This is a genomic window from Paenibacillus sp. J22R98 (genome assembly GCF_059383835.1).
Window position 1 is genome coordinate 920,697 of sequence record NZ_JBXENW010000002.1, and the last position, 11,729, is coordinate 932,425.

At 51.8% G+C, this 11,729-nt stretch carries 9 protein-coding genes; 8 read left to right on the forward strand and 1 reads right to left on the reverse strand.

The features are described 5' to 3' along the window. Positions 1-23 precede the first annotated feature (23 nt). From AC50Y3_RS09580 to AC50Y3_RS09615, 8 genes are all read left to right on the forward strand, one after another. Positions 24-3,818, forward strand: coding sequence for a DNA polymerase III subunit alpha (locus tag AC50Y3_RS09580; RefSeq protein WP_494818525.1), 3,795 nt, complete (start codon positions 24-26; stop codon positions 3,816-3,818). Between the two features lie 252 nt (positions 3,819-4,070). Beyond that, a complete protein-coding gene (locus tag AC50Y3_RS09585) occupies positions 4,071-4,565 on the forward strand; it encodes a phosphatidylglycerophosphatase A family protein (RefSeq protein WP_494818526.1) in 495 nt (164 codons plus the stop codon). A gap of 178 nt (positions 4,566-4,743) precedes the next feature. After that, positions 4,744-4,938, forward strand: coding sequence for a glutamate decarboxylase (locus AC50Y3_RS09590; RefSeq protein ID WP_090981787.1), 195 nt, complete (start codon positions 4,744-4,746; stop codon positions 4,936-4,938). Positions 4,939-5,111: 173 nt separating this feature from the next. Next, the gene (gene accD / locus AC50Y3_RS09595) at positions 5,112-5,984 is read left to right on the forward strand and encodes an acetyl-CoA carboxylase, carboxyltransferase subunit beta (protein ID WP_494818527.1); all 873 of its coding nucleotides are present in this window, start codon (positions 5,112-5,114) and stop codon (positions 5,982-5,984) included. After that, the gene (locus AC50Y3_RS09600; RefSeq protein WP_494818528.1) at positions 5,974-6,978 is read left to right on the forward strand and encodes an acetyl-CoA carboxylase carboxyltransferase subunit alpha; all 1,005 of its coding nucleotides are present in this window, start codon (positions 5,974-5,976) and stop codon (positions 6,976-6,978) included. The genes accD and AC50Y3_RS09600 overlap by 11 nt, the downstream gene beginning before the upstream one ends. Before the next feature lie 49 nt (positions 6,979-7,027). Next, positions 7,028-8,782 (forward strand): pyruvate kinase, encoded by a 1,755-nt coding sequence (gene pyk / locus AC50Y3_RS09605; protein ID WP_091220766.1) that lies wholly within the window; start codon positions 7,028-7,030, stop codon positions 8,780-8,782. 82 nt (positions 8,783-8,864) lie between these two features. Further along, positions 8,865-9,383 (forward strand): acyl-CoA thioesterase, encoded by a 519-nt coding sequence (locus tag AC50Y3_RS09610; protein ID WP_494818529.1) that lies wholly within the window; start codon positions 8,865-8,867, stop codon positions 9,381-9,383. A 1-nt stretch (position 9,384) separates the two neighbouring features. Beyond that, positions 9,385-9,777, forward strand: a complete 393-nt coding sequence (locus AC50Y3_RS09615; protein ID WP_494818530.1) for an FxsA family protein — start codon at positions 9,385-9,387, stop codon at positions 9,775-9,777. A gap of 676 nt (positions 9,778-10,453) precedes the next feature. Here AC50Y3_RS09615 and ytvI read toward each other — a convergent pair. After that, positions 10,454-11,575 (reverse strand): sporulation integral membrane protein YtvI, encoded by a 1,122-nt coding sequence (gene ytvI / locus AC50Y3_RS09620; RefSeq protein WP_494818531.1) that lies wholly within the window; start codon positions 11,573-11,575, stop codon positions 10,454-10,456. Positions 11,576-11,729 lie beyond the last annotated feature (154 nt).

Sequence of the window (11,729 nt, forward strand, 5' to 3'; positions counted from 1 at the left end):
ATAGAAAGAAAGAAGGAATAGCGATGAGCGGCGGACAAGACTTTGTACATTTACACGTTCATAGCGAATTCAGCCTGCTCGATGGGGCTGCAAGAATCCGAGATCTTGTGGATCAAGCTTCCGCGCTTGGCATGAAGGCGCTGGCACTTACGGACCACGGCGTCATGTATGGCGCCGTTCCGTTCTATAAAGCCTGCAGGGCACAAGGAATCAAACCTATTATCGGCTGCGAGGTTTATTTAACGACGGGCTCGCGTTTCGAGAAAGGCGCCCGCAAAGATAATCCGATTTATCATCTCATCCTGCTCGCCAAGAATGAGACCGGCTACCGTAATTTGATGAAGCTGAGCTCAATCGGGCATTTGGAGGGCTTCCATTACAAGCCGCGTATCGACTTTGAATCACTCTCGCAGCATGCGGAGGGTCTTATTTGTCTTAGCTCCTGTTTGGGGAGCGAGATCGCCCAGCATTTATTGCATGACCGAACCGAGCATGCGCTGCGATCGGCGAATCGGTACCGTGATATTTTCGGCGACGACTTTTACTTGGAGCTGCAAGATCACGGCATGCTGGAGCAGAAGAAAGTGCTGCAGGCGACGCTTGCACTTGCCAAGGAAACAGGCATTAAGACCGTTGCTACGAACGACGTCCATTACTTGAAATCGGCGGATGCGGCGGTGCAGGATGTGCTGATCTGTATTGGCACGGGCAAAACAATCGAAGATGATGATCGGCTGCAAATGCTGACGGACCAGATGTATTTGAAGAGCGCCGATGAAATGACGGTGCTGTTCCGGCAAGCGCCGGATGCGGTTGCGCGCACGGTTGAAATTGCGGAGAAATGCAACTTGGAGCTTACATTCGGCCGAGCGCTGCTTCCATCGTTCAGTCCGATTCCGACCGGAATGACGTCTTCGGCTTACTTGGCAGCCTTATGCCACGAAGGACTCGAAGCACGATATGCCGGGAATTCGGATTGGGCCGAGGACTCCAATGCGAAGGTACAAGCGGTGACCAGACTGGAGTATGAGCTCGGCGTCATTGACAAAATGGGCTTCAGCGACTATTTCCTCATCGTTTGGGATTTCATCCGTTTTGCCCATGAACAGGGCATTCGTACGGGCCCGGGACGGGGTTCCTCTGCGGGCAGCTTGGTCGCGTATACGCTGAATATTACCGACGTAGATCCGATCAGATACAAGCTATTGTTCGAGCGGTTCCTTAACCCGGAACGGATCTCCATGCCCGATATCGATATCGACTTTAACGACGAGCGCCGCGATGAGGTTATCAGTTATGTTTCTGCCAAATACGGCGAAGAGCATGTGGCCCAAATCATTACGTTCGGTACGATGGCGGCAAAAGCCGCAGTACGTGACGTCGGCCGCGCGATGGCTGTTCCTTTCGCCGAGGTGGATCGGGCAGCGAAGCTCATCCCCAACCAGCTTGGCATCTCGCTGGAGGAAGCGCTGCGCATGAGTGCGGAGCTTCGCGAGGCGACGGAACGCCAGCCGAAGACAGGCGATCTGCTGCGGATGGCCTTGAAGGTGGAAGGCATGCCGCGCCATGCTTCGACCCACGCTGCAGGGGTTGTCATTTCCGGCGAGCCGTTGACGCATTATGTCCCACTGCAAGCTGGCAGCGAGCGTACGGCGCTGACCCAGTATTCGATGGAACATCTGGAATCGGTCGGTTTGCTTAAAATGGACTTTCTCGGACTGCGTACGCTGTCTATTCTTGAGCGGACGCTTAACTGGGTCAAGGAACAGCAAGGGATAACCGTCGATTTTCGATTTATTTCGGATCAAGACCCTGCGACTTACGCGATGTTGACGCGCGGTGAAACGACGGGCATTTTCCAATTGGAGTCAGCCGGTGTTCGCCGCGTGCTCAAAGAGCTGAAGCCGACTCAATTCGAAGACATCGTCTCCGTACTGGCGCTTTACCGTCCGGGTCCGATGGAGTTTATACCTAAATTCATACAAGGCAAGCATGGACATGTGGAGGTGGAATATCCGCATCCTTCGCTGGAGCCGATTCTAGCTGATACGTATGGCATCATCGTTTATCAAGAGCAAATCATGCAAATTGCCTCCTCCATGGCAGGTTTCTCGCTGGGCGAAGCGGATCTGCTGCGCCGCGCCGTATCCAAGAAGAAACGCGAAGTGCTGGACGAACAGCGTGCACACTTCGTGGAGGGCAGCTTAACGCAGGGCTATGAGAAGTCGGACGCCAATGCGGTCTACGATATGATTGTCCGTTTCGCCGACTATGGTTTCCCGCGCGCGCATGCCGCCGCCTATGGCGTATTGGCGTTCCAAACGGCATGGCTGAAGGCGAATCATCCCGTTCCGTTCATGGCTTCGATGCTGGCCTCTGTGACGGGAAGCCAGCGCAAGACGGCTGAATATGTGGATGAATGCCGCCGCATGGGCATTGCCGTGCTGCCGCCTGATGTGAACGAGAGCAGCGTGACGTTCACGCCGGTTAACGGGGCGGTACGTTTCGGCTTGGCATCGATCAAGAATGTCGGCACGCAGGCGATAGATTCGCTGCTGAAGGAGCGTGCGGAGCGTCCGTTTGAAAGCTTGCTTGATCTGTGCCGAAGAGTCGACCTGCGCGTCGTGAACAAACGGGTGCTGGAGTCGTTGATTCAAGCAGGGGCTTGCGATTCATTGGCCGGTCACCGCGCACAGCTGATAGCGGTGCTGGACGAAACGGTCGATGCCGCGCTCAAATGGCGTAAGGAACGTGAAGAATTGCAAATCGAACTGTTCGGCTTCGACGAAGTGCAGAACTGGGATATCGAGATGCCGGAGGTTCGTCCGTTTACGACGGGACAGCTGCTTGCCTTGGAGCGGGAGCTGCTCGGCATGTATTTGTCCGGTCATCCCCTTGACGACCATAAGACATTGCTTGAGGAATTGCCGCTCGATCGCCTTGTTGATTTATCCGAAGCGCCGGAAGGCTCTTTCGCTGTCATAGCCGCCATGGTGGTGTCGTTGAAGCCGTTTACGACGCGCAAAGGACAAGCGATGGCCTTTCTGGAAATTGAGGACCGCATTATGCGCGTGGAAGCCGTTGCTTTTCCGACGATTTGGCAGCGGCACTCGGGGCTGCTCGATCCCGGCAGCTTGGTTCTCGTCCTCGCGAATGTGCAGCATCAGGACGAGGATTATAAGCTGCTGATCGAGGATGTTGCTTTGCTCGGAGATGGCGGCGGGCCGGGTCAGGATGCCGCCTCGCAGGTGCAGCGCCTGCTGCGGCAAGCGCGCAGCAAGGCCGCGCGGACTGCCGGCGGCGCTTCGGCGGGAGCGGCGGATCGCAGCAAAGGCGGCGCAGGCGGTGGCAGCGCGCAGGCTGGATCGCAGCCGGCGTCGTCGCAGCCTGTGAAGACGGCGGGCTCAAGTGCCGCGGCGCCACAGGCGCAGGCGAAGCCCGCTGTGGCAGCATCGGCAAGTGCAGCGGCGCCGGGAGCCGAGAAACCGGCGGTTTCCGCGAAGAACCATGCAGCGGCGGATCACGCTCCGGCTAATGGCTCTTCCGCAGCGCAAGCCGTCTCGGCTAAGTCATCGGCGCCGGCAAAACGTCCGCAGCGGCTCTATATCAAGATCGCTGCGGGACGCGAAGATTCTGCGGCGCTTGAGAAGCTGAAGGCACTGCTCGGAGGCAGCGCCGGCACCTATGAGACGGTGCTGTTCTATGAGCGAGAAGGCCGCACTGTCGCTCTGAATGACGCATTTCGAATTAAACCCTCGCCGCAGCTGCTGCAGCAGATCGAGTCGATTTTTGGTAAAGGCTCGGCGGTCGTGAAATAATAAAAGATAACCCAAGCGAGTGTCAGAATAGAGTCGATTGTTGCTGAACTCGCTCTAACCAGCACGATTAATCGTTTTTGTAAAGCCAGGCACAAGTTGTAACATGCCCGCATACATTTAGGAGACACAGAGCGCTATTAATTTGGCTCTGCATTTCGCCGCTTGTGCGGACTGACGTTTGTCAGCTGACGATGGTTGTTGGCCGCTGGCGCTCCGCCCGATTCGTACAAGCAGATGCGGGGGGAATGAACAGTGTCGTCCGACATGGAAAAATGGCTAAACAGGCGTGGTGTATCAGTCGGTGATGTTGCGGATATCGTATTTTCGCTGCAGCGTCCTTATAATCCGGATCTCACTTACCAAGAATGCGAAGAGAGTGTGCATACGGTTCTTAATAAACGCGAGGTGCAATATGTGCTGTTTACAGGCATTGCCCTCGATGAGTTAGCGGAGCGCAAGCTGCTGCCTGAGCCGCTTCAGGCGATTATGGAGGCAGATGAATCCCTCTATGGAGTGGATGAAACGCTGGCTCTTGGCATCACCAATGTATACGGCATGATCGGCCTCACTAGCTTTGGCTATTTGGACAAAGTAAAGCCGGGCATCATTCGCAAATTGAACGAGAAAGGCCAGCATGTGCATGTTTTTCTGGATGATCTGGTAGCCGGGCTGGCTGCTGCGGCATCCGCGCGCATTGCACATCAGGATCCAAAGGCCAACCGCTATGAAATCGAGGATCGTCCTTAGACGTAAGGAGCAGCACTTGGGGTTCAAATTCGCTTCCAGCCTTGTGGCGTTGCGGTGAAAACTAAACATATGGTATCATTATGACATCATATGCCCAGATAACGTGTGTTTATATTGCGGCCAATGCGTTTACAAGTACGCGCAGATGATCTTTTATCAATGCTCAGGAGGTTCCTTCATGTGGACGGTTATCTACATCGCGCCGACGGCAAAAATTGCGGAGAGCATTAAAAACCGGCTGACCCAAGAAGGGTTTCTCGTAAAGATCAGACCGATTAATGTTTCCAAGCAACAGTACGAAATATTGGTCCCATCTGGCGAACTGGAAGAAGTGCAGGAAGTGTTAAATAACATTCTCAACTCGCAACGTTAATTCCAATTACGATGTACCCGCGCGCGGGCGATGTAAAAAAAACTATTGCGTACCTAACGCGCAGCGTGTAAATTCAGAACTGTTGCGTTTACAGAGGTACATTCCAAACTACTGCGTACTCACAAGCGCAACGAAGTATATTAAAACTTTGCGCCCCCAAAGAGGTGTCTTTTGTGTTCAAGGACTTATTTCATAAAAAGAAATATGCCACAATTCCTTCGGGCCAGCCGAGAACGAAGCCGGATATTCCGGAAGGCTTAATGTCCAAATGTCCGAAGTGCGGCAATATTCAATTCAGCAAAGAAGTCGAGAAAAACTTAAAAGTATGCCCGGGCTGCGGCCATCATTTCCGGCTGAACGCTTGGGAACGAATCGCCATTACGCTCGATGAAGGGCGTTTGGTTGAGTATGATGCGGATCTGGAGTCGGTTGATCCGCTTCCTTTCCCGGGTTATGCAAACAAGCTGGAAGCTCAGAAGAAGAGCTCCGGTCTTAAAGATGCGGTTGTTACAGGAGAGGGGACGATCGGCGGATTGCCGGTCGTCGCCGCTTTCATGAGCTTTGATTTCTTTGCAGGAAGCATGGGTTCGGTTGTCGGCGAGAAAATCACGCGAGCTATCGAACAAGCCCATGCGAAGAAGCTGCCGCTTCTCATTTTCTCTACTTCCAGCGGCGCGCGGATGCAAGAAAGCATTCTCAGCTTGATGCAAATGGCCAAAACAAGCGCGGCACTTGCAAAGTTCCAAGGCGACGGCGGTCTGTATATTTCCGTTATGACAGATCCTACAACAGGCGGCGTCTCCGCAAGCTTTGCGATGCTTGGCGACTTTAATTTGGCCGAGCCGGGTGCCCTCGTCGGATTTGCCGGCCGGGTGGTTATCGAGCAGACGATTCGTCAGAAGCTGCCGGACAATTTCCAGACAGCGGAATTCAATTTACAGCATGGCCAGCTTGATAAAGTGGTTCATCGCAAAGAAATGAAAGCAACACTAGCTAAATTGCTTGATATGCATTCGGTAAAGGGGGAAATTATCAATGGCGGGTGAGCTGCCGTTTGAGAAGCCGCTTAACGAGCTGCAGAAGAAGATCGAAGAGCTGAAGAAATTCGGCCAAGAGTCCGGCATTGATTTCAGCGATGAAATCAGCCGACTGGAGGACCGTTGTAAACAGTTGCAGGAAGAGCTGTACAATGAATTGACGCCGGCGCAGAAAATGCACTTGGCGCGTCATCATGGCCGCCCTACCTCCCTGGATTACATAGGGATGATTTTCACCGATTTCATCGAGCTTCACGGTGATCGTCTATTTGCAGATGATCTTGCTATTGTGGGAGGACTTGCTAAGCTGAACGGCGTGCCGGTTACGGTAATCGGCCATCAGCGCGGGAAAGATACGAAGGATAACATTGCTCGTTTCTTCGGCAGTCCGCATCCGGAAGGATTCCGTAAAGCATTGAGACTCATGCAGCAGGCGAATAAATTCGGACGTCCTATTGTAACGTTTATCGATACGAAAGGCGCATATCCCGGGAATACGGCGGAGGAGCGCGGCCAGTCCGAGGCGATCGCTCGTAATCTCCGCGAAATGGCCATGTTCGGTGTGCCGATTATTTGCGTGGTCATCGGGGAAGGCGGCAGCGGCGGTGCTTTGGCACTTGGTGTCGGCAATCGCGTGCTCATGCTGGAGAATGCGATTTACTCGGTTATTTCGCCGAACGGTGCGGCATCCATCCTATGGAAAGATGCTTCCCGTGCAGATGAAGCGGCTGCGGTTATGAGAATTACAGCCGGCGATCTGCTTGAGTTCGGCATCGTGGAAGAAATTATTGAGGAGCCGCAAGGCGGGGCGCATCGCGACCTGGCTGTGCAGTCCGAAACCATTAAAGAAGCGATCTGGCGCCATCTTGGCGAGCTGTCCAAGCTTTCCTCAGAGGAGCTTGTCTTAGATCGTTACAATAAATTCCGTAAGATCGGTCGATTCCACTCCCCTGAGCCGGAATCCGAGCTGATTTTGGACGAGATCGAATCAGCGCAAGTGTAAAGAATGTAACTTAAATGTGAACGTATCAGACGGAGGATGGAATTTACTTATGCGTAAAACGAAAATCGTATGTACGATCGGCCCATCCAGCGAATCGCTGGAAAATACTAAGAAACTAATCAATGCCGGCATGAATGTCGCGCGTCTTAACTTCTCGCACGGCGACTTCGAAGAGCACGGCAACCGAATCAAGAACATCCGTCAAGCTTGTTCCGAGCTTGGCAAAACCGTTGCGATCCTGCTTGATACGAAAGGTCCGGAAATTCGTCTGGGCAAACTGAAAGAAGAGCCGATTGAACTGAATCAAGGCGAAACAATCACCCTTACTACAGAAGAAATTCTTGGTGACAAGAACCGTATCCCTGTAACTTACGCGAACCTTCCTGCAGATGTTGAAGTGGGTTCCACCATTCTAATCGATGACGGTTTGATCGGTCTTACGGTTGAAGAAGTGCAAGGCACTGAAATTCTTTGCCGTATCGTGAACAGCGGTCCGATTAAGAGCAAGAAAGGCGTTAACGTTCCGGGCGTACATATTTCCTTGCCCGGTATTACGGAGAAAGACGCTAACGATATCGTATTCGGTATCGAGCAAGGCATTGATTTCATTGCCGCTTCTTTCGTTCGTAAGGCGACTGACGTGCTTGAAATTCGCGAATTGCTTGAGAAGCATGGTGCGAGCCACATCCAAATTATTTCGAAAATCGAGAACCAGCAAGGCGTGGACAACCTCGATGAAATTCTTGAAGTATCCGATGGCCTAATGGTTGCCCGCGGCGACCTTGGCGTTGAAATTCCGGCTGAAGAAGTACCGTTGGTTCAGAAGCAAATGATTCAGAAGTGTAACCGTGCAGGTAAACCGGTAATCACAGCTACACAAATGCTGGATTCCATGCAGCGCAATCCGCGTCCGACTCGTGCGGAAGCGAGTGACGTAGCGAATGCGATTTTTGACGGTACGGATGCAATCATGCTTTCCGGTGAGACAGCTGCTGGTAAATACCCGGTAGAATCGGTTCAAACCATGTCCCGTATCGCAATGCGTGCGGAGTCGGCGCTTGATTACCGTGAAATCTTCACGAAGCAAGCAAGAGCACAACAAACAACTGTAACGGAAGCAATCAGCCAAGCCGTTGCCAACTCGGCTCTTGATCTGGATGCAAAAGCGATCATTACTTCCACAGAGAGCGGTTATACGGCACGTATGGTTTCCAAATACCGTCCGAAATCGCCAATCGTGGCAGTAACGCCACAAGAGCAAGTAATGCGCCGTCTGGCACTCATCTGGGGCATTATCCCGGTTCTTGGCACACCTGCTGAAACAACAGATGAAATGTTCGATATCGCGGTACAAGGCGGAATCAACTCCGGTATCGTGAAGCTTGGCGATACGGTTATCATTACAGCTGGCGTTCCGGTTGGACGCTCCGGTTCGACGAACCTGATCAAGATCCACACAATCGGTGAAATGATTGCTAAAGGTCAAGGGATCGGCAGCCAAAGCGCTACTGGTAAAGTGGTTGTAGCACGTACTCCGCAAGAGGCGATTGCTAAGACAACCGAAGGCTCCATTCTAGTGACAGTCTCGACTGACAGAGAATATATGCCTGCGATTCAGAAGGCAGCTGCAGTCATTACAGAACAAGGCGGCATCACTAGCCACGCGGCGATTGTTGCGCTTAACCTTGGTATCCCTGTAGTATTAGGCGTTCAGAACGCGCTTGAGCTTCTGCAAGACGGTTCGGAAGTAACGGTTTACGCTGAAGTTGGCGTTATCTACTCCGGTCAAGCTAAAGTCATGTAATGCATGTTTTGTAAAATGAAGCGATGGTGCGCAAGCACCGTCGCTTTTTGGCTATACAGTGTTGGAAAGGATTGATCAAAGCATGACAGAAGCAGACAAAGAGACCGTTCTCTGGCATTTGCATCCCCTTCGCGTTCGTTATCAGGAAACGGATCAGATGGGCGTAGTGTTTCATGGGAACTATGTGACATGGTTTGAAATTGGCCGTACGGAGCTCGTTCGGGCTTTGGGGATGACCTATGAAACGGTCGAGAAGCAGGGGTTACTGCTGCCTGTCGTTGATTTGGATTGTGCCTATGTATCACCGGCTCGGTATGATAATAACGTCATCATTTGTACGAGATTGGAACAATTCTCGCCGATTCGGGTATCGTTTCGGTCGGAGATTCGCCTGACTGATGATATGGACCACCAAACGCTAGGTTGGTTTCAAGGTGCCGAACCGCCCGGAAAGCTGCTTGTACGGGGCGGCACCCGGCATGTGTGGGTCAACCGGGATTGGCGGCCTTCACGACTAGACAAGCAGCTTCCTGAGCTTTACAGCATGATGCAGGCTGTATCAGAAGGAAATGTGCCGAATAAGCAAGAGGGAGGCAGTTAATATGCTGAAATGGATTATTGCGGCAATTATTATCGTTCCCGCAATCGAGATGTGGGGCATTATCAAAATGGGCCACATTATCGGCGGCTGGTCAACCTTTGGACTCATTCTTATAACGGGCTTCGCCGGCGCGCAGCTCGCAAGAAGCGAAGGGCGTAAAGCATTCATGGATGTCCAAGCCCAAATCCAAAGCGGCAGACCACCTGGCCACGCCATGTTAAATGGCGTCTGCGTACTCATAGGCGGCTTGCTCCTACTGATGCCCGGCTTCTTCACCGACATCATCGGCGTCACTTTGCTGCTTCCATTCACTCGCCCCTTCTATCGATTACTCATGCTTCGCTGGCTGGAAAAGAAGCTCCGCAACGGATCACTAACGATTCGCAGAAGGTAAGGTAGGGTAAGCCTGTTTTGGAGCTTTGTCTGTTGTTGAAGGCCCTAAAAGAAATGCAAACGTCTTCGCATTGAAACACATAAAGATCACCTTGACCAGCCTGCTTGGACAGGTGGTTGGCGATCTATTTTATGTGCTGGCAGTGAGCCGTCATCAGTTCTTGAAACAGCATCTTTTTTCCGAGAAACCGGCAAAAGCGATGTCCGTGGAGCTCTTTGGCATCAGTGAGACATCGCTCTGACGGTTTTCTAACGAATCGTAGGGGCTCTATTTGGCGGTTTTAGAGTAGTTGGAAGTCGATTATTCCCAAATAAGGCCTGTACGGTTCGTTAGAATCTCGAAGCCTCGAAATTCGGCCCAATAACGCCCCTACGGTTCGTTAGATTTTCGCGGCATGCAAGATGAGGCGAGCGAGATGAGCTTTGTACCATTTTAATGAAGTGATATGTTAATTATAAAGATTTATCGACAACTTGAAGAAGCTTGGCCAAAGGCCAAGCTTCTTTTCCATCTGGAGCGCCAAAACCAAAAGGTGTCCCGAAGGGCCGAAAGCGAGTACTGGGCATGCAGTATCTATGGAGCTGCTCGGCAGCTCCCTTGCCAACCTTCCGGGTGTCCAGAGGGACGGGGCCCTCGGGGTCCCCCCTCTAGGGGGATGCCTAGGGGGATACTCCCCCTACTTCGGCTTTGGCCCACGTACCACAAACCAATACAAATCCCGAAACACATTCGCTCTATGTATCGCCGTTAAGATAACGAGTGACACCGGTCCGATGATTAGTCCGAGCACACCGAACAGCTTAAGGCCAACGAACATCGCGATGAGTGTCGGCAATGGTTCCAGACCAACGCTGGTAGCAAGCACCTTCGGCTCAATCATTTGCCTTGCAACGAGGATGACGCCGTATAGAATCGATAAACTGATTCCGAGCGATACGTCTCCATAAATAAAGGTATAGGCGATCCAAGGCACCATAGCGGCTCCGACACCGAGATAAGGGAGCAGGTCGACAAGCCCGATCAGCATCCCGATCGTGACCGCATAGTCGACTCCGATGATGAGCAGACCGACGGTTACGACAATTGCGGTAATGGAGATCATAATAAACTGCGCACGTACATAACCGAACAAGGCTTTTTGTAAATCGACCCACACCATGGACGTAGACTTGCGAAGTTCAGCTGGAAACCAAAGGGTCATGCGTCTGACATGCTGACTCCAGTCCTTGCTTATAAAAAAGGCTGCAAGCAGTACGACGACCATGATGGTGGCTACATTCGGCAACGAAGTAATGATGCTAACGATCCCATTTAAGAAATAGGTTATAATATTGGTACTTGTTTGCGCCAATAAATTGGCGGTGTCGTTGATTTTGGCATTGATCGTCTCATGATAATTGGGGTTATCCTGATAGAAGGCATTGAGCTTCTCGATCAGGTTCTGAATCTCCGGCGAAGCGACAACGATTTCGAACTGATCGCGCCACCAGTCAATAGAGCTGCTGAGCGATTTGGACAAATGAATGATTTCCACCACTATTCGTGTCACCAGTGCGGAAACGATAGTCACCATTGCGGCAACGAAAACCAAGAGCGTGAACGTAACGCCGATCCAGCGCGGTACCTTTAATCTCCTTTGCAATAGATTAACAATTGGATTTATGGCGTATGCAAGCAGCCAGCCGAGCAGAAACGGATAAACAAGCGGAGTTACATATACGACAGCAAGTACGAATGCTACTAATCCGGCGATGAGCAGCAATGTGCGCCAGATACGTTTCCATATGACACGGTCCATACAGCGATCACTCCTTCAAATGTGAAACAGGAAAAACTTTCCCCTACTTATTGTATAATTGTAGCATAGGCGATATTTCGATGTTTATCAAAAAAAATTAGTCATAAAGGCTCGTCTTTACATCCCATTAACAATAGTTTAATAAGGAACAAAC

What these genes read in the sequence shown, in the direction of transcription:
- AC50Y3_RS09580 (WP_494818525.1), top strand. Translation starts at nt 24, where the DNA reads ATGAGCGGCGGACAAGACTTTGTACATTTACACGTTCATAGCGAATTC.
- AC50Y3_RS09590 (WP_090981787.1), top strand. Translation starts at nt 4,744, where the DNA reads ATGTGGACGGTTATCTACATCGCGCCGACGGCAAAAATTGCGGAGAGC.
- AC50Y3_RS09600 (WP_494818528.1), top strand. Translation starts at nt 5,974, where the DNA reads ATGGCGGGTGAGCTGCCGTTTGAGAAGCCGCTTAACGAGCTGCAGAAG.
- pyk (WP_091220766.1), top strand. Translation starts at nt 7,028, where the DNA reads ATGCGTAAAACGAAAATCGTATGTACGATCGGCCCATCCAGCGAATCG.
- AC50Y3_RS09610 (WP_494818529.1), top strand. Translation starts at nt 8,865, where the DNA reads ATGACAGAAGCAGACAAAGAGACCGTTCTCTGGCATTTGCATCCCCTT.
- AC50Y3_RS09615 (WP_494818530.1), top strand. Translation starts at nt 9,385, where the DNA reads ATGCTGAAATGGATTATTGCGGCAATTATTATCGTTCCCGCAATCGAG.
- ytvI (WP_494818531.1), bottom strand. Translation starts at nt 11,575, where the DNA reads ATGGACCGTGTCATATGGAAACGTATCTGGCGCACATTGCTGCTCATC.